Origin of the sequence: Vallitalea sp. (genome assembly GCF_025211055.1) — a bacterium.
Lineage (GTDB): Bacteria > Bacillota > Clostridia > Lachnospirales > Vallitaleaceae > Vallitalea.
On record NZ_JAOARO010000082.1, the window covers coordinates 1 to 18,886 of the forward strand.

The 18,886-nt window shown below is 30.3% G+C and carries 16 protein-coding genes; 12 read left to right on the forward strand and 4 right to left on the reverse strand.

The window, feature by feature from the left end; translation table 11 throughout:
• Positions 1–161: 161 nt before the first annotated feature.
• From N4A55_RS11635 to N4A55_RS11670, 8 genes are all read left to right on the forward strand, one after another.
• Entirely contained in the window at positions 162–1,010 is an 849-nt protein-coding gene (locus tag N4A55_RS11635) for a phosphate ABC transporter substrate-binding protein (protein WP_293756491.1), read from the forward strand.
• A gap of 110 nt (positions 1,011–1,120) precedes the next feature.
• Positions 1,121–2,080: a phosphate ABC transporter permease subunit PstC gene (pstC, locus tag N4A55_RS11640; RefSeq protein ID WP_330666391.1), complete on the forward strand. Its 960-nt coding sequence runs from the start codon at positions 1,121–1,123 to the stop codon at positions 2,078–2,080.
• Positions 2,080–3,195: a phosphate ABC transporter permease PstA gene (gene pstA, locus N4A55_RS11645; RefSeq protein WP_293756494.1), complete on the forward strand. Its 1,116-nt coding sequence runs from the start codon at positions 2,080–2,082 to the stop codon at positions 3,193–3,195. The genes pstC and pstA overlap by 1 nt, the downstream gene beginning before the upstream one ends.
• A gap of 15 nt (positions 3,196–3,210) precedes the next feature.
• Positions 3,211–3,969, forward strand: coding sequence for a phosphate ABC transporter ATP-binding protein PstB (pstB, locus tag N4A55_RS11650; protein ID WP_293756497.1), 759 nt, complete (start codon positions 3,211–3,213; stop codon positions 3,967–3,969).
• Positions 3,970–3,999: 30 nt separating this feature from the next.
• Entirely contained in the window at positions 4,000–4,647 is a 648-nt protein-coding gene (phoU, locus tag N4A55_RS11655) for a phosphate signaling complex protein PhoU (protein ID WP_293756500.1), read from the forward strand.
• 67 nt (positions 4,648–4,714) lie between these two features.
• Positions 4,715–5,413 carry a response regulator transcription factor gene (locus N4A55_RS11660; RefSeq protein ID WP_330666392.1) on the forward strand — a complete coding sequence of 233 codons (699 nt, stop codon included), beginning with the start codon at positions 4,715–4,717 and terminating at the stop codon, positions 5,411–5,413.
• A 24-nt stretch (positions 5,414–5,437) separates the two neighbouring features.
• The gene (pnpS, locus tag N4A55_RS11665) at positions 5,438–7,186 is read left to right on the forward strand and encodes a two-component system histidine kinase PnpS (RefSeq protein ID WP_293756502.1); all 1,749 of its coding nucleotides are present in this window, start codon (positions 5,438–5,440) and stop codon (positions 7,184–7,186) included.
• Positions 7,187–7,354: 168 nt separating this feature from the next.
• Complete coding sequence (locus N4A55_RS11670; RefSeq protein WP_293756505.1) at positions 7,355–9,661, forward strand: family 65 glycosyl hydrolase domain-containing protein; 2,307 nt, start codon at positions 7,355–7,357, stop codon at positions 9,659–9,661.
• A gap of 119 nt (positions 9,662–9,780) precedes the next feature.
• Here the strand turns inward: N4A55_RS11670 and N4A55_RS11675 are convergent, their stop codons facing one another.
• The gene (locus N4A55_RS11675) at positions 9,781–10,779 is read right to left on the reverse strand and encodes a LacI family DNA-binding transcriptional regulator (RefSeq protein WP_293756507.1); all 999 of its coding nucleotides are present in this window, start codon (positions 10,777–10,779) and stop codon (positions 9,781–9,783) included.
• Between the two features lie 332 nt (positions 10,780–11,111).
• On the opposite strand from N4A55_RS11675, the gene N4A55_RS11680 reads away from it, so the two are divergent.
• The 3 genes from N4A55_RS11680 to N4A55_RS11690 all read left to right on the forward strand — a co-directional run bounded on the left by N4A55_RS11680 (position 11,112) and on the right by N4A55_RS11690 (position 14,246).
• Positions 11,112–12,416, forward strand: a complete 1,305-nt coding sequence (locus N4A55_RS11680) for an ABC transporter substrate-binding protein (RefSeq protein ID WP_293756510.1) — start codon at positions 11,112–11,114, stop codon at positions 12,414–12,416.
• Between the two features lie 151 nt (positions 12,417–12,567).
• Positions 12,568–13,431 carry a carbohydrate ABC transporter permease gene (locus tag N4A55_RS11685; protein WP_293756513.1) on the forward strand — a complete coding sequence of 288 codons (864 nt, stop codon included), beginning with the start codon at positions 12,568–12,570 and terminating at the stop codon, positions 13,429–13,431.
• Positions 13,431–14,246 carry a carbohydrate ABC transporter permease gene (locus N4A55_RS11690; RefSeq protein WP_293756515.1) on the forward strand — a complete coding sequence of 272 codons (816 nt, stop codon included), beginning with the start codon at positions 13,431–13,433 and terminating at the stop codon, positions 14,244–14,246. Before N4A55_RS11685 ends, N4A55_RS11690 begins: the two co-directional genes overlap by 1 nt.
• Before the next feature lie 44 nt (positions 14,247–14,290).
• Here the strand turns inward: N4A55_RS11690 and N4A55_RS11695 are convergent, their stop codons facing one another.
• A complete protein-coding gene (locus N4A55_RS11695; RefSeq protein WP_293756517.1) occupies positions 14,291–15,127 on the reverse strand; it encodes a hypothetical protein in 837 nt (278 codons plus the stop codon).
• Positions 15,128–15,466: 339 nt separating this feature from the next.
• On the opposite strand from N4A55_RS11695, the gene guaA reads away from it, so the two are divergent.
• Entirely contained in the window at positions 15,467–17,002 is a 1,536-nt protein-coding gene (guaA, locus tag N4A55_RS11700; RefSeq protein WP_293756519.1) for a glutamine-hydrolyzing GMP synthase, read from the forward strand.
• Positions 17,003–17,066: 64 nt separating this feature from the next.
• Here the strand turns inward: guaA and N4A55_RS11705 are convergent, their stop codons facing one another.
• Complete coding sequence (locus N4A55_RS11705) at positions 17,067–18,131, reverse strand: site-specific integrase (RefSeq protein ID WP_293756520.1); 1,065 nt, start codon at positions 18,129–18,131, stop codon at positions 17,067–17,069.
• Between the two features lie 150 nt (positions 18,132–18,281).
• A complete protein-coding gene (locus N4A55_RS11710) occupies positions 18,282–18,818 on the reverse strand; it encodes a helix-turn-helix transcriptional regulator (RefSeq protein ID WP_293756521.1) in 537 nt (178 codons plus the stop codon).
• Positions 18,819–18,886 lie beyond the last annotated feature (68 nt).

Genomic DNA, 18,886 nt, shown 5'->3' on the forward strand with positions numbered 1-18,886 from the left:
TATATTTCATAATCAAGGCGCGAAGCGCACATTTTTCGATGAATATGTCAATGGTTTTTGACAAAAAAGTGGGGGGTTTTAATAAAAAGGAATCTAGAAGCGTTGAATTTACTGGCTTAGAGATTCCGAGAGAATATATAATAATTGGGAGGACACAGTAAATGAAAAAAATCAGAAATGTATTAATGGTAGCACTTATAGTTGTATCTATGTTAGCTTTTGCAGGATGTAAAAGTGATACAGATAATAATAAAGATTCAGAGCAAGATGATAAATTAAGTGGTTTAGTTTCAGTTTCAGGTTCAACATCTGTTGAAAAAATAGGAATTGCAACAGCTGAAGAATTTATGGCATTGAATCCAGATGTAGAGGTTACTTATGAAGGAATTGGTTCATCAAACGGAGTAAAAAATTCAAAAGACGGTGTAACTATTCTTGGTACAGCTTCAAGAAACCTTAAGGCAGAAGAAAAGAATTGGGGATTAACAGAAGTTGCTATTGCATATGACGGTGTTGCTGTTATAACTCATCCAAGTAATGAAGTTAGTGAATTGACTAAGGAACAAGTGCAAGGAATCTACAAAGGTGAAATCACTAATTGGAAATACGTTGGCGGAAAAGATGAAGAAATAGTAGTTGTTTCAAGAGAAGATGGTTCTGGAACAAGAGGAGCTTTTGAAGAAATAGTTGATTTTGAAGATGCACTAACAGAAAAAGCTATAATTGCTAAAGGAAACGGAAATGTTCAGACTACTGTTGCTAAAAATAATAAGGCTATAGGATATGTATCTTTCACTTATATAAACGATACAGTAAAACCTTTCAAAATTGATGGTGCCCAACCTAATTCAGAAAATGTAGTTGGAGGAAAATACAGTATATCAAGACCATTTTTGTTAATATACAAAGAAGAGAATATGACAAAAGAAAGTAAAGCTTTTGTGGATTTCATATTAAGTCCTGAAGGACAGGATATCGTAGAAGAAAAAGGCGGTATCAAGGTAAATTAATAAGTCATATAAGGGGTTGTCCAGTATATGAGATAGCTCCTTTGATTGATTTAACATAATTAATACGGTCTTTTTTGGTATATATATCGTTTAGGTTAGGAGAAAGATGTATGGATATAAATTTGAATATGGTAAAAGAAAAAAATAATAATAAAACATTTGATATGAAAATAGATAAAAAACGTGAATTACTTGAGTCAGTAGCTAAAAAAATGTTTTTGCTTAATGCATGTATAGCAGTTATTTGTGTAGCGGCTATAACTTTTTTTGTGTTCTACAAAGGATTACAACCATTTTTCTCTGGTAATGATGAAGGAACATATAGATTGGTTGATTTCTTGACAGGTACCCAGTGGAGACCTAATGATGATATAGGCAGTGCTTTGTATGGTATCTTATATATGATATGTGGTTCACTTATGGCTACTATAGGTGCCATAATCATAGGTGTGCCAATAGGAATATTGTCAGCTGTTTTTATATCACAGATAGCACCAAAAAATGTTAAGAAAATAATAAAACCAGCAGTAGAATTATTAGCTGGTATACCATCAGTTATCTATGGTGTCTTTGGACTTGGGATTATCGTACCTAAGATTATGGATATTTCTCCCAGAGCTCAAGGACAATCATTATTAGCTGTTATAATGGTATTGACAATTATGATATTACCAACTGTCATAACCATATCAGAAAGTGCTATCAATGCTGTACCACAGGCATATATAGAAGGTTCTTATGGTCTAGGAGCATCCAAGATACAAACTATATTCAAAGTCATATTACCAGCAGCAAAATCAGGTATACTAGCAGGGGTAGTGCTTGGTATAGGTAGAGCTATAGGAGAGACAATGGCAGTTATGCTTGTAGCTGGGAATCCAATTGCTGGAATTCCAACTAGTATATGGGACCCTATAAGGCCACTTACCACTAACATTGCTATGGAGATGGGTTATGCGTTTGGATTGCATCAAGAGATACTATTTTCCACAGGAGTAGTACTATTTATATTTATTATTATACTTAATCTTATTTTAAATAGAATAACAGCAAAGGCAGGAGAAAAATAATGAACAGAAGTATAAAAGACAAAATAATGTACGGATTCATTGGTTTGGCAACAGCTTTTACTGTGGGAATTTTATTATGGATAATAGGATTCGTTTTTGTTAATGGATTAAAATATATTAATATAGATTTCATTACTTCGGATTATGATTCAAAAACAACTTATGTAACTATACCAGTTTCTGAAAATAATACAAATAATAAGTTGGGGATTGATTTTGAAATAAAAGAATATGGAGATACTAATTATCCTGTTATAACATCAATTCATAAGTCGTCAAAGGCTAAGGAAGCAGTGGATATAAAAGGTGAACCATTCAAGCTGAGAAAGGGAGACATAATTAAAAAAGTTGCTGGGAAATCAGTAGAGAACTTAACAGCATTAGAGTTAAATGATGTTATAAACAATGTTGACACAGATGCTATCTTAGTTAAACTAACTAATAAAGGTGAAGGAATCTTTCCTATGCTTATAACCACTTTGTTGACAATATTATTATCTTTGATAGTTGCATGTCCTATAGGAATCTTTGCGGCTATATATTTAACTGAGTATGCAAAACCTGGTAGATTAGTAAGCTTAATACGATTTGCTACAGAAAGTTTGGCAGGTATTCCATCAATCATATTTGGATTATTTGGAATGATTTTTTTTGTGGTATTCTTAAAATTCAACTATTCCATCTTGGCTGGTTCTTTAACACTTAGTATTATATTACTGCCAGTTATTATCAGACAGACAGAGGAATCACTTAAGGCTATACCTAATTCTTATAGAGAAGGCTCGCTAGGATTAGGAGCTACTAAGTTACAAACTATTAAAAATGTTATATTACCAAATGCGGTATCAGGAATAGTTGTGGCAATTATACTTAGTATAGGAAGAATTGTAGGTGAATCAGCAGCATTATTACTTACTGCGGGTACAGTTGCTAGAGTACCTAAAAATCTCTTTTCATCTGGGGCAACATTAACAGTTAAAGCTTATGCTGTAGCAGAGGAACAAGGGGATATAGGTATGGCATGTGCCATTGGATCAATCGTAGTAATTCTTATCTTAATACTTAATACAATGTCAAAATTAATATCAAGAAAACTTAATAAGTCAAACGTATAATATAGAGGTGAAAAAATGAATAATAATGTAAAATTTACAGTAGAAAATCTTGATTTGTTTTATGGAGATTTCAAGGCATTGAAAAATATTAATATGAATATTAACACCAATGAGATAACAGCTTTAATTGGACCATCAGGCTGTGGTAAATCAACATTTCTAAGAACACTAAACAGAATGAATGATCTTATTGAAGGAGTAAGAGTTGATGGTTCCATTAAAATAGATGGAGAAGATATCTATGGAGATATTGATGTAATAAAATTAAGAACAAGAGTTGGAATGGTATTTCAAAAACCTAATCCATTCCCTATGAGTATATATGATAATATTGCATACGGACCAAGAGCTCATGGTATCAAGAAGAAGAGTGAGCTTAATGAAATTGTTGAAAAAAGTTTACGTAGAGCTGCAATATGGGATGAAGTAAAAGATAGATTGAAGAGAAATGCAATAAGTCTATCAGGAGGACAACAACAAAGAATATGTATAGCAAGAGCATTAGCCATAGAGCCGGAAGTATTATTAATGGATGAACCTACTTCTGCACTTGATCCAATTTCAACTATGAAGATTGAGGACTTGGCAACTGAACTTAAAAAAGATTATTCAATTATTATGGTTACACATAATATGCAACAAGCCGCTAGAATTTCTGATAAGACTGCATTCTTTTTACTAGGAGAATTAATAGAATACGATAAGACTGAAAAAGTATTCAGTAATCCCCAGGATAGTAAAACAGAAGAATATATAACAGGAAGATTTGGTTGATGATTATAATAATGGGAGGAATGATAAACTATGCCAATTAGATATAATTTTGAAAAGAAAATTAATGAACTTCATTATGACTTAATTAAAATGGGTACACTTATAGAGCAGTCACTAGATGATGCTATTACTGCACTTAAGAAACAGGATGTAACTCTAGCTAAAAAAGTTATCAGTAAAGACGATGAAATTGATTATATGGAATTAAGGATTGAAAAAGAATGTCTATTATTAATTGCAACCCAACAGCCTATAGCAGCTGATTTGAGGGATATAGCGTCGGTACTTAAAATTATCACTGACTTAGAAAGAATAGGAGACCATTGTACAGATATATCTGAATATACAATCAAACTAGCTGATGAAAATTACATCAAACCACTGATCCATATACCACAGATGGCAGAAGAAGTAAAAAAAATGATTAAAGATACTATTGACAGTTGTATCAATAAAGATTTGGAACTTGCCAAAAGTGTATGTAAAAGAGATGATATAATAGATGGCTATTTTGATAAGATAGTAAATGAGTTGATGTTTCTCATGAGCGATAATAGTAGTGTAGTTAAACAATGCACAGATTTTCTTTTTATAGTTAAATATCTTGAAAGAATGGGAGATCATGCTACCAATATTGCAGAATGGATAATATTTACTGTTACAGGAGAACATATATAAAAGATGTGTTTTTTTGTGATATAATATATAATAATAACTACTTTTATATATTATAGGAGGTGTAATAGTGGCTAAAAATGTACTTTTAGTAGATGATGAAACACATATACTAGAATTGTTACGTTATAATTTAGAAAGCAATGGTTATAAAGTTATACAATCAGAAACAGGTGAAGAAGCACTAGAGAAACTAAGAGATAACCATATAGATATAATTTTACTTGATCTAATGTTACCAGGGATAGATGGACTAGAAGTATTAAGAAAAATAAGAGGTACAGAAGATTACAAAGAAATCCCTGTTATTATGTTAACAGCTAAAAATGAGGAATTTGATACTGTTCTCGGATTAGAAATGGGAGCAGATGATTATATAGGGAAGCCATTTGGTATTCATGAATTATTAGCAAGGATGAAAGCTGTTTTTAGGAGAATAAATGATAATAATAATAACCGTGAGAAAAAAGAAGAAATACTATATATTGGGGAACTTACCATTAATAAGATTACTCGTGAGGTTACTATTAAAGGTAATCAATTAGAATTACCTTTAAAAGAGTTTGAATTATTATATATATTAGCTAAAAATAGAGGTCGTGTCTTTGATAGACAATATTTATTGGATAAAATATGGGGATATGATTATTATGGTGAAACTAGAACAGTGGATGTCCATATAAGGAGTTTAAGAAAAAAGATTGAAAGAGATGATAAGAATCCAGAACACATAAAGACTGTTAGGGGAGTAGGGTATAAATATAAATAATGACTATTGTAAAGGTGTGATAGGATGCAAAAAAAATTAATGGCAACTTATATACTAATAATTTCATTAACTATTATTATAGCTGTATTATTTTCATGGAATAAAGGTAACGAATATTTTAGAGATACTATTAGGAAAGATACTGAAACAAAAGGACAGTTATTAATAGATATATTAACTAATGAAGCAGAAAAAGATAGCTTAGACTTCCAAGATTATGCTGATGCATATTCTAATAAATCAAAAGTTAGGATTACCATAATTGATATGGAAGGTATAGTTGTTGCTGATTCAGATGAAGATTATCGTATAATGGATAATCATGCCTTTAGAAATGAAGTTTCTCGTGCCATTGAAGGAGAAATTGCATCCAAATTCAGATATAGCGATACATTAGGAACTTATTATTTTTATACTGCTTTACCTATTAGTGTGAAAGGTTTTCAAGGTGTTTTAAGGCTATCTATGCCTTTGATTGAAATACAAAACATAGTAATAGATATGATTAAATATGTAGTGTATGGTATTTTAATTGGTGCTGTTATCTCTGTAATCATTGCTTATATAGTAACTAAGAGGTTTATGGAGCCTCTTGGTCAATTGACACAGGCAGCAATTAAAATATCAGAAGGAAATTATAATGATAAGATATATATAAGAAGCAAAGACGAAACAGGAAAGCTGGCGGAAGCATTCAATGATATGACAGTTAAACTTAGCCTTAATATGTGGAAATTGGAAAAAAGGAATCGGGAATTTGAGTCGGTTTTAAGTAGTATGATTAATGGTGTGATTGCTGTTGATGAAGATTATAAAGTATTTTTATATAATAGTAAGTTGAATCAAATACTGAACATACAAGAAGATATAATAGGTAAATCAATCTATGAAGTAATACGTAATGCAACTATTTTCAATGTATTAAAAAAATCTATAGAACAAAATGAGTATATTGTTGACGAAACAGAAATAAAAAATAACAAAAAGGATAAAACTGTTAGAGTATATGCTAATCCTATATTTGCACCTAAGCGCTCTAGAATTAAAAACATGGGTACTTTACTTGTAATTAGAGATATAACACAAATGAAGAAGTTAGAGACTATGAGAAGTGATTTTGTATCTAATGTAACCCATGAACTAAACACTCCACTAACATCAATCAGGGGATTTATTGATACTCTCAAAAATGGAGCCATAAAGGATGAAAAAGTTGCGGCTAGATTCTTGGATATAATTGACATCGAAACAGAAAGACTATCATTATTAATTAAGGATATACTATCACTTTCTGCAATAGAAAATATGGAAAACGAAAAAAACACCAGTGATAATAATATAGGAGAAATAATAAATGAAGTTACAGAAATACTAAACCAAAAATTGGAAAATAAAGATATTAGTATAGATATTAGAGTCAAGAAAGATATTACTTATAAGTGCAACAGGAATAGGATAAAACAGTTGATAATTAATCTTATGGATAATGCAATAAAATATACTGAAAAAGGTAGTATTATGATTTCATGCGATGAATTAGAAGAAGATGTAATAATAGAAGTAACTGATACAGGTATTGGAATTGAAAAACAGCATATACCTAGATTATTCGAGAGATTTTATAGAGTGGATAAGGGACGTTCAAGAAACATGGGAGGAACAGGTCTTGGTCTTTCTATTGTTAAACACATTGTAGGGCTTTATAGAGGAAAAATAGAAGTTTATAGTGATATTGGAGAAGGAACAACTTTTATAATCAGGCTTCCAAGATAATGGTATCATGTAATTTTTATTTTCATAATTATAATAATAATGAATTAATTTATTAAAAAATAATTTATTTGGTACTTGATTTATTTGTGGAACTATAATATAATTTTAATCATTAACGCAACCGTTTGCACATAAAAAAATAATCTGAAAAGGTAGGTGTAGGTATTAGTGAGAGAATATTTTAATAGTAATGATTGGCTTATTATAGAAGAGGGTTTTGAACCTGAATATAATAGGGTATCTGAAAGTGCTATGAGTTTAGGAAATGGACATATGGGCATACGTGGTAATTTTGAAGAAAAATACTCAGGCGATAGTCTTTCAGGTACTTATTATGCAGGTATCTATTACCCTGACAAAACCAAAGTAGGATGGTGGAAAAACGGTTATCCAGAGTGGTTTGCAAAAGTACTTAATGGTATTAATTTTATTGGAATTGATGTTATAATTAATGGATTAGAACTAGATATTGCAAAGTGTACTGTAATCGATTTTCAACGTATACTAAATATGAAACATGGTTATTTAGAAAGAAGTTTTGTTGCTATTGATAAAAACAATAATAAAACTAGAATAATTAGTAAAAGATTTTTAAGTATGGATGAATCTGAGATAGCTGCTATAAAATATACAGTTATCCCTTTGAATTATAATGGTGAAATAATATTAAGCCCATATCTTGATGGAAAAGTAGTCAATGAAGATTCTAATTATGATGAATACTTTTGGGAAGAAGTAGAGAAAAGTGCAGAAGATAATTTATGTTATCTTAATATGAGAACCAAAAAGTTGGATTTTCGTGTTTCATGTGCTATGAAATATGAATTATTCAACAAAAATGATAAGATTAAGCCAAAAGAAATGACTTTAGTTTGTAAAGAAGATTATGTTGCTAATCTATTAAGTGTACCTGCTAAAACTGGGGATAAAATTAGTCTAACCAAATACATTTCAGTAGTTACTAATAGAGACTATGATAATAAAGACTTAGTTAATAAAGCTGTTAATGCAGTAAATAAAGCTTATGAATCTGGATTTGACAATTTGTTTGAGGCTCACAAAGAAACATGGGACAGTAAATGGGAAGAAAATGATATTACCATAGTAGGAGATAAAAAAGCACAGCAAGGAATCAGATTCAATATATTTCATCTTAATCAGACGTATACAGGGGAAGATAAAAGATTGAATATTGGACCAAAAGGATTCACTGGCGAAAAATACGGGGGTAGCACATATTGGGATACAGAGGCATATTGTTTGCCTTTTTATTTAAGCACTGCACCAAGTAAAATAGCTAAGAACCTATTGATATATCGTTATAATCATCTAGAAAAAGCAAAAGAAAATGCAAGAAAGCTAAGTTTTAAGGGTGCATTATATCCAATGGTTACTATGAATGGTGAAGAATGCCATAATGAATGGGAGATAACATTCGAAGAAATTCATAGAAATGGTGCCATAGCATACGCTATATACAATTATATTAATTATACAGGAGATAAGAAATATCTTGCGGATTATGGAATTGAAGTTCTAGTTGAGATAAGTCGATTCTGGGCTGATAGAGTTAATTATAATAAAGTTAAAGATAAATATATGATTCTAGGAGTTACCGGTCCTAATGAATATGAGAACAATGTAAACAATAACTGGTACACTAATACAATAGCTAGTTGGACATTAGAATATGCAATAGAATCTATCGACTATGTGAAGAAGGAATATAGTGATATCTATGATAGGTTATTGCAAAAGTTAGAGTTGAAAGAACAAGAAGTAGATAAGTGGAAAGATATAATTGATAAGATGTATTATCCATATATTGAAGACGAAAAAATCTTCTCTCAACAAGATGGTTATATGGATAAAGAGCAGATATTAGTGAAAGAATTACCTGAAGGTAATCTACCAATCAATCAAAATTGGTCTTGGGATAGAATATTACGTTCTTGTTTCATAAAACAAGCAGATGTTATGCAAGGTATCTATTTCTTCAATGAGAGATATGATCTAGATACTATCAAACGTAACTTTGATTTCTATGAACCTAGAACAGTTCATGAATCCTCATTATCACCATGTATCTACTCAATTATCGCTAGTCAGTTAGGTTATGAAAAAAAAGCTTATGAGCTATATCTTAGAACTGCTAGACTTGATCTTGATAATTATAACAGTGATAGTGACGATGGACTTCATATAACAAGTATGGCAGGTACATGGATGTCTGTAGTACATGGTTTTGGAGGTTTGAAAGTTAAAGATAATGAATTATACATTTCACCATTTTTACCAAAATCATGGCAAGAATATTCATTCAGGATTCTATTTAGAGACAGTCTTCTTAATGTAAAAGTGGGTAATTCGGTAATAATAGAATTAATATCAGGTGATGATGTTACTATCAATGTATTTAAACAAAAATACACTATAACCAAGAATAATAAAATAGAATATAGAATAATTATATAGTAGAACTTTACTTTATTATAGATATACAAATAAAAATGATGTACTATATTATTAGAAATATTAATGCCTATAACTAATAAAATCAAGGTAAATATACTTTTAATAATATAGCACATCCTTTATTTTGTTGAATCTCTTTCTATTAATTTTGTATCGATAATATAATTATGGGTTTCCATAGGATTATCTTCTATTTGATCAATAAGAAGTTTAGCAGCAAATATGCCTAATTTTTCAGCGTTAATATCAACGGATGAAATGCTTGGTTTTTTATACTGAGATATAACAGTATTATTGAAACCCACTAAAGAAATATTATTTATTTCTTGCTCCAATAGTGTTCTTTGTACTCCAAAAGCGATTAAATCGTCTGTTGTAACTATCGCATCAGGTGTTTGGTATCTTATCATTTCCTTGGTGGCTTCATAGGCTGCTTCTTCAGTATAATCTTTTTCATATATAAGATTCAGATCAGATTTTATATTATTGATTTTTAGAGCTTTCAAATAACCAAGTAACCTATATTTGGTTACCTTAAATTCATGTGAACCGCCAATAAATCCAATATTCTTTTTGCCTTTTTTAATTAATAAGTCTACAACATCATACATTGCTTTTATATTATCATTATCTACCCAATAAGTATTTTTCTCATCATCAGGTTTTCCGATAACTACAAAAGGATGTTTCTTATATTGAAGAAAAGCGATGCTTTTATCATTATCTTTAACTGTTGTTAAGATTATTCCATCAACCCATTGACTACCTACTAGGTTGGATAGAACCTCAACTTCGTCTTCATCATTATCAACATGTGTAAAAAGTATATAATATCCTTTTTCTTTTGCATAAGAGCTTATTCCACGCATTGCTTGAACAAAGAATGGATTTAATAACAAATCAGCTTTGGAACCAGGTAATAGAAGTCCTAAGGTTTTAGTTGATTTATTAGTAAGACTTCTTGCTATCAAGTTTGGTTGATAATTTAATTCTGTCATTGCAGCTCTTACACGTTCTTTCGTTGCATCACTAATTCTGGAATTATTGGAAATAACTCTTGATACAGTTGAAGGGGAAACGTTTGCACGATTAGCTACATCTTTGATTGTTACAGACATTAATACACTTCCTTTTTAAGATTTATTATAAAATTATTATATAACAATTATAAGTTAAAATCAACTAAACCATATATTGTTAGGTAATTTGTCGAATATCAGTAAACTGTAGAAAAATTCTTTTTTTGTTGACAATTTATAAATCCCGTGATATACTTCAATTATAAGGCAAACGGTTGCATTATTAAATAATTAAGGCAAACAATGGCTATACTACATAATAAGAAAAAAGATTTATCTAAGGATTTATAAGAATGTATTTACATTAGATAATGACTATTACTAATAGATGCAAGCGATTGAAAGAAAATCAGAGAAAAGGGGAAACAAAAATGAAAAATAAGATTTTTAAGACTATATCTGTTTTACTAGTAGTAGTATTTACTATAGCAGGATGTAAAACAAATACTACAACAAATAATAAGGAAAAAGCAACTATTGATATTTTTCAATTTAAAGTAGAAGCAAAAGAGGCTCTAGAAGCTGCTGCAGATGAATATATGAAACTGAATAAAAACATAACTATAAATATTGAAACAGTTGGTGGTGGAGATGATTATGGTGCTGCTTTAAAATCTAGGTTCGCATCGGGAAAAGAACCTACAATATTCAATGTTGGTGGTTTACAAGATGTTTATGATTGGAAAGACAATTTAACAGATTTATCACAAGAACCATGGGTAGAATTGGCTGTTCAAGGAACATTAGATGCTGTTACAGTTGATGGTAAAGTATATGGATTACCTTTTAATCAAGAAGGTTATGGATTAATATACAATAAAGCAATATTTGAAGAAGCTAATATAGATCCTGATGCAATTATATCATTCAAAGCTTTAGAAGAAGCTGTTAAAAAGATAGATTCTATGAAAGACGAATTAGGACTCAAAGCAGTATTTTCACTTCCTGCTAAAGAGACTTGGGTAACAGGATTACATCTTGCAAATATCCAATTTGCTAATGAGTTTGGATCTGTTAACGAAGCCTATGAAGCTAAAACAATTGAGATGCCATATTCTGATGCATGGAAGAAATTACTTGACCTACAAGCAGATTATGCATATCAGCCAGATGGAACAAGAGGTTCATTAAACAGCGTAGATTATTCTACACAAGTTGAAGAGATGTTCTCAATAGGTAGAGTTGCACTTATTCAACAAGGTAACTGGGCATATGGTAGTATAGCAGGTATTGACGAAGAGCTTGCTTCAAATATTGGCTTATTACCTTTACCACTTGAAGGAGTTAAGGAAGATTCTATTCCAATTGGTGTTCCTAGTTACTGGGCTGTAAATAGTGCTAAAAGCGAAACTGAAAAAACAGCGGCTAAAGATTTCTTGAACTGGTTATATAGTTCTGATGAAGGAAAGAAAAGAATTATTAATGATTTCAAATTCATTCCTGTTTTATCTGGGTATGATACAGAAGAACTTCAACCAAAAGACCCACTTGCAAAAGATATTTTGAGATACCGTAATGAAGGTAGAACAATGCCATGGGTATTCATGGGATATCCAACAGGTTGGGGTATGGATGTATTAGGCGCTAATATCCAAGGATATTTATTAGATAACTTATCATGGGAAGACTTGATTAAAGATGTCAAAGATAAATGGGCTGAAAGTAGAAAACAATAAACTAACATTATGATATATAATATAGAGCAGTAAACGGTTAGTAAGTATAGCCTGTTTTCTGCTTTATATATAGATATAAAGTATTAACATCATAAAAGGCTATGATAAATAGCATAATAAGTGAAACAAAAACAGTCAAGGAGGTTTACATATGAGACATAGTAAAGTAGCTTTTTATGGATTTATTGCACCATGTTTTATAGCATTTACTGTTACAGTAATTATTCCATTTATATTTGGAATATACTATTCCTTTACTGATTGGAATGGTATCAAAAGCGATGTAAGCTTAATTGGATTTAGTAATTATGCTGAAATTTTTAATGATAAGGATTTTGGCAGTTCTTTTTTATTTACATTTTTATTTGCTGTAGCATCAGTATTATTAATTAATATTATAGGATTTAGTTTAGCAATAATAGTAACTAGAAAATTTAAAAGCCAGAATGTACTTAGAACAATTTTTTTTATGCCTAATCTTATCGGAGGATTGATTCTAGGATTTATATGGCAATTTATATTTGTTAAAGTCTTTAATATGATTGGTGACGCAACAGGCGCAAAATGGCTACTTGGATGGTTATCCACTACAGAAACAGGTTTTTGGGGATTAGTTATCCTTATGTGTTGGCAGATGTCAGGATACATTATGATTATATATATTGCAGCATTACAAAATATACCTACTGAGCTTATAGAGGCATCTAAGATTGACGGTGCTAACTTCAAGAATAGAATGAAACATATTATATTTCCTTTAATAAGACCGGGATTTACAGTTTGTCTATTCTTAACATTATCTAATGCTTTTAAGTTATATGATCAAAACTTATCATTAACTGGTGGAGCACCAAGAAACTCTACACAGATGCTTGCTCTTAACATTTACAATACAGCATTCAAGTTCAACAAAATGGGTCAGGCACAAGCAAAGGCAATTATTTTCTTCATAGTTATAGCTTTGATTTCCCTTATTCAAGTGTATTTTTCTAAGAAAGGGGAGGTGGAGATGTAATGAAAGCCAATAAATTAATTACAGGAATTATAGGTAGCTTACTAGGATTATTATTTATAGCACCATTTTATATCATACTTACTAACTCATTCAAGACGAAGAAAGAGTTATTCTTGAATACTCTAAGCTTACCAAAGAGTTTGAATTTTGATAACTATATAAAAGCTTGGAAAGAAATGGATTTCATAAAAGTATTTTTTAATTCTCTTTTGATAACACTTATAAGTATTGTGGTAATAATTATATTCGCTTCTATGGCTGCATGGATGATTCAGAGAACAAATAATAAGATAGCTAATCTTATTCTATATATATTCATAGCGGCTATGTTGATACCTTTTCAATCGGTTATGCTTCCATTAGTTCGTTTAATGGGTAATTTGCACATGTTAAATATACCAGGGATAATATTTATGTATCTAGGATTTGGTTCCAGTTTGTCTATATTTCTTTACCATGGTTTTATTAAAAGTATACCTTGTAGCTTAGATGAGGCTGCTACTATAGATGGATGTAATAGTTTACAAACTTATTTATATGTTATATTTCCAATATTGAAACCTATATCCATAACAGTTGCACTATTAAATATGGTTTGGATATGGAATGACTACTTATTACCATCATTGACCATTAATAATGAAGAAACCCATACAATACCTCTTAGGATTTTCTATTTCTTCGGCCAATATACTAAACAATGGCATTTAGCACTTGCAGGGTTAACACTTAGTATAATACCAGTTATTATTTTCTACTTCTTTGCACAGAAGCAGATTATTGAAAGTGTAACGGCTGGTAGTGTGAAAAGTTAAGTTGTATTATTGCTATAAAAGCAATAATACAACTTAATATAGAATTATTTATTATTATTAGGTATATATTTATCAATAAGTTTCATTAGCTCATTCCATTTTTTTTCAATTTCATCAGCTGATTGAGAGTTATTAGCAGAATTGAAAAGAGTTTTCATTTTATCAAGATCATCTTTTTTAACTTTATTGATATCTAGATTAATGTCTTTTGCAAAATCTTGAAATTCTGGCTTAGGTATATATTTTTTTGCAATTTTAAATAGGTCATCTAAAGCTTTTTCTGCTTTATCAGAATTAACCACAGAGTCATTTGAGGATTTGAATAGAGCTTTCATTTTATTCAAATCAGCTTTTGGTATTTTTTTTACATCAATTCCCAATTCTTTAGCAAAAGTATCAAAATTTGGTTTAGGTACATATTTATCAACTAGCTTATATAAATCATTCCAAGATTTATTTATTTTGTCAATATTTTCAGTTTCGTTATTGGCTTCTTTATACAAGCTTCTCATTTTTTCTAAATCGTTTTTAGAAATTTTATTTATTGGAATACCAATATCTTTTATGAAATTTTCAAAAGAACTTTTTTGTGGTTCTTCATTGTTACTATTAATTAATACATCTTGAACATTTGCTTTGTTCTTTGGATCATCAATATTATAGGTTTTATTAGAACCAATTTTTGTTGAAGATTGAGCTTTATAAGATAGGTAATTATAGTGGTCCTGGATTGAAATATCAGATAAATAAGCTCTATTGTTCTGTTCTTGTTCGTTACTTGAAAAATTGATACCTGCTGACCATTGAGCATTTGAGGTTTTATTTTTATTGATGCCATAAGGTCTTGAGGTCATAGTAGCATAAATTGGATTAATTGTCATTTGTATCCCTCCTAGAATTATTTTCATTAGATATATCGAATTATAGTGTGTGAGAGAGGTGAGAGAAGCATGTCTTTTGTGTGTCCTTTTAAATATGGATTATGAAACTGAAGAACAGGTAATAAATATGAATAAGTGAAGGAAAAATGCACAAATCAAATAATTATATTCTAATATTATGTTGGGTTTTGATGAAAATATAAAAAAGGTTTGACAGTGCTTACATAACTAAGGTATTATGTTAGATATTAATTAGTGAATTGGTATAGATACATTGTAATAATTATAATAAATATTATATATAAAACACAAAATATATTTATCTAGGAGGAAAGACCCATGAAGCATGAATTAGTCGTGGTTTTAGATTTTGGTGGACAGTACAAACAATTAATTGCTAGACGTGTAAGAGAAGCTAACGTATATTGTGAAGTTATGCCTTTCGATACTCCACTTAGTGAAATAAAAGAGAAAAAACCTGCTGGGATTATATTTACAGGTGGACCAAGTGTTGTATATGAAGAGAATGCACCTATGTTAGAAAAGGAATTATTTCAACTGGGTATTCCTATTCTTGGAATATGCTATGGTTCTCAATTAATGGGATATGTTCTTGGTGGAGAAGTTGAAAAAGCACAGCATAGAGAATATGGTAAAACAGATTTGACTGTTAACACTAATAATCTCATGTTTAAAGATGTAGAAGAAAATACAACTTGCTGGATGAGTCATACTTATTATATAAGCAAACCACCAGTAGGTTTTGAAGTTATTGCGACTACAAAAACATGTCCAGTTGCAGCTATGGCAGATGTAGATAAAAAATTATATGCTGTTCAATTTCATCCAGAAGTAGTTCATACTCCAGAAGGAACAAAGATGTTGAGAAACTTCCTATATAATGTATGTGGTTGTAAAGGCGACTGGGTAATGACTGATTTTGCTAAAGAGCAAATTAGATTGTTAAAAGAAAAAATAGGTGATAAAAAAGTATTGTGTGCTCTTTCAGGTGGGGTTGATTCATCAGTGGCTGCCTTACTTATTCATAAAGCAGTTGGAAAACAATTGACTTGTATATTTGTTGACCATGGTCTTCTTCGTAAAAATGAGGGTGACGATGTAGAACGAATATTCAAGAAAGAATTTGACATGAATATTATTCGTGTTAATGCTAGAGAGCAGTTCCTAGCAGCATTAGAAGGTGTAAGTGATCCAGAGAGAAAACGTAAGATTATTGGTGAAGAATTTATCAGAGTTTTTGAAGCTGAAGCTAAAAAAATAGGAACTGTTGATTTCTTAGTCCAAGGAACTATCTATCCAGATGTTATTGAAAGTGGGACTAAGAACGCAGCAGTTATTAAGAGTCACCATAATGTTGGAGGCCTTCCTGATTATGTTGATTTCAAAGAAATTATTGAACCTCTAAGAGACCTATTCAAAGATGAAGTTAGAGATGTAGGACGTGCGATAGGTATCCCTGAATTCTTAGTAAGCCGTCAACCATTCCCAGGTCCAGGGCTTGCAATAAGAATCATAGGCGATATCACTAAAGACAAAATTGCAATATTACAAGATGCAGATTATATCTTTAGAGAAGAAGTGAGAAATGCAGGACTTGATAAAGAGATATGGCAGTATTTTGCAGTTCTTACTAACTCAAAAAGCGTTGGAGTAATGGGTGATGAAAGAACATATCATTATACTATAGCTCTAAGGGGTGTAACTAGTATAGATGGGATGACAGCTGACTGGGCTAGAATACCTTATGATGTACTTGAAAAAATGTCTACTCGTATAGTTAATGAAGTTGATAATGTTAATAGGATTGTTTATGATATTACTAGTAAGCCACCGGCTACTATTGAGTGGGAATAATATATATAAAAGCTATAAGCCCTTAATTAACTGGGTTTGTAGCTTTTATTATTGCCTTGTGATTCTAGTTTGATTCTAAATTTATTTTTTCTAGTGCTTCAACAACTTGATTTTGTTTGTTAGGATATAGATGCGAATAGGTGTTTAGAGTAGTTTCAACTTTTTCATGTCCTAGTCTTTCAGCAATTAAAAGTGGTGAGAATCCTAATTCAATTAATAGTGATGCATGGGAATGTCTCAAGTCATGTAGACGGATTTTTTTAACACCGGATAATTTGCAACCTCTTTTCATTTCATGAGTTAGAAAGTGCTTAGTAAAATTAAATATCCTGTCAGTTGGTTCTAATTCATAAATCATATCCATATATTTTTTCAAATCATCACATACAAAGCCTGTTATGGCTATTATTCGATTGCTTTTAGGAGTTTTTGGCTCTGTGATGATATCTTGTTTATTGATTCTTTGATAAGACTTATTAACGCTTATTTGTTTATTATCCAGGTCTATATCATTAGGTGTTAATGCCATTAATTCGCCTATTCTCATACCGGTCCAATATAATACTTCAAATGCTACTTTAGAATTAGGTTTATTGGCTACAGAGGGGATAAATTGATTATATTCCTCACGTGTCCAGAATTGCATTTCTGTTGCGTTCTTTTTACCAATACTACCAGCTTTATGACATGGATTTTCTTTTAGATCATAATATTTAACAGCATAATTAAATATAGCAACTAACTGGTTGTTAATTGTTTTTAGATAAGTATCAGCATAATTCATTTTGAGCAGCTTATTTTGCCATCTTCTAATATGGGTAGGTTTAATACTACTGATAGATAAATCTTTGAAATATGGAAGTATTTTAAGATTAATCATTACTTTTTTATTCTCTATTGTTGATTGTCTTAGCCTAGACTTCATATCTTCCATATAAAGCTCTACTAAAGAACTGAAAAGCATATCGGGATTAGCTTGTTGCTTATCAAGAAAATCACGTTCCCAGGCTTGGGCTTCGCGTTTGGTTGAAAATCCTCTTTTGAATTTCTTTTTTCTTTCTCCTGTCCATGTTTCATAATAGAATTGTGTATACCAAGTTCCTTTTACCTGGTCCTTATATGCAGGCATTTATATCACTCCTTATAATTATTTTTGGGTGCAAAAATTAAAGGTTCATGATATAATTGTTTTTGTGTTTGGGTATATCATGATCCATTGGTATATTCTTAAATCGTCTCTATTGGTAGTAGGGGCGATTTTTTATAATGTATTTTAAGCCTAAAATGGAGGAATAAATTCCTTCTGGTCTTCAAGTGTATTAATTGGAAAGTCATATTCTTTAATTTGACTTTCAATCCAACGATTATATAGATCATTATTAATAGATTCATCTTTATGCAATTCGCTAAGCTTTTTCCAGTCATCAAAAAATTTTTCAATATATTTATTACATGAAAAACTAATAAATGGAACAGTATAACACTTATTTGATAAATCAAATTCTGTTTTACAATCAGGATATACATTTAATCCAGTTTCTTCAATTTTGAATAATAAACTGAATATATCTCCATAAGTATTTACTTCTAATTTAAATTCTTTTTGTTCGCTCAAACCACATAACCAGTCTAAAGATATATTACATTTCGTTGCAATATTTAATGCTATATCTAAAGAAGGTTTCTTTGTACCATTTTCGTAAGCTGAAATAGTTACAGATGTTGTTCCAACTAATTCTGCAAATTTCTTTTGTGTCATTTTCTTTTGTTTTCTTAATTCACGCAACCTGATTGAGAATAAATCAAAATCTCCCATAATTAATCTCCTTTCTAATAATGTTTAAATAATATCACAAATATAATTAAATATCAATAAATAATTAA

Coding starts and splice junctions, on each gene's coding strand:
- N4A55_RS11675 (WP_293756507.1), bottom strand. CDS start 10,779: ATGTCTGTAACAATCAAAGATGTAGCTAATCGTGCAAACGTTTCCCCT.
- N4A55_RS11690 (WP_293756515.1), top strand. CDS start 13,431: ATGAAAGCCAATAAATTAATTACAGGAATTATAGGTAGCTTACTAGGA.
- N4A55_RS11705 (WP_293756520.1), bottom strand. CDS start 18,131: ATGCCTGCATATAAGGACCAGGTAAAAGGAACTTGGTATACACAATTC.
- N4A55_RS11695 (WP_293756517.1), bottom strand. CDS start 15,127: ATGACAATTAATCCAATTTATGCTACTATGACCTCAAGACCTTATGGC.
- pstA (WP_293756494.1), top strand. CDS start 2,080: ATGAACAGAAGTATAAAAGACAAAATAATGTACGGATTCATTGGTTTG.
- N4A55_RS11680 (WP_293756510.1), top strand. CDS start 11,112: ATGAAAAATAAGATTTTTAAGACTATATCTGTTTTACTAGTAGTAGTA.
- pstC (WP_330666391.1), top strand. CDS start 1,121: ATGGATATAAATTTGAATATGGTAAAAGAAAAAAATAATAATAAAACA.
- pnpS (WP_293756502.1), top strand. CDS start 5,438: ATGCAAAAAAAATTAATGGCAACTTATATACTAATAATTTCATTAACT.
- N4A55_RS11635 (WP_293756491.1), top strand. CDS start 162: ATGAAAAAAATCAGAAATGTATTAATGGTAGCACTTATAGTTGTATCT.
- guaA (WP_293756519.1), top strand. CDS start 15,467: ATGAAGCATGAATTAGTCGTGGTTTTAGATTTTGGTGGACAGTACAAA.
- phoU (WP_293756500.1), top strand. CDS start 4,000: ATGCCAATTAGATATAATTTTGAAAAGAAAATTAATGAACTTCATTAT.
- N4A55_RS11685 (WP_293756513.1), top strand. CDS start 12,568: ATGAGACATAGTAAAGTAGCTTTTTATGGATTTATTGCACCATGTTTT.
- N4A55_RS11710 (WP_293756521.1), bottom strand. CDS start 18,818: ATGGGAGATTTTGATTTATTCTCAATCAGGTTGCGTGAATTAAGAAAA.
- pstB (WP_293756497.1), top strand. CDS start 3,211: ATGAATAATAATGTAAAATTTACAGTAGAAAATCTTGATTTGTTTTAT.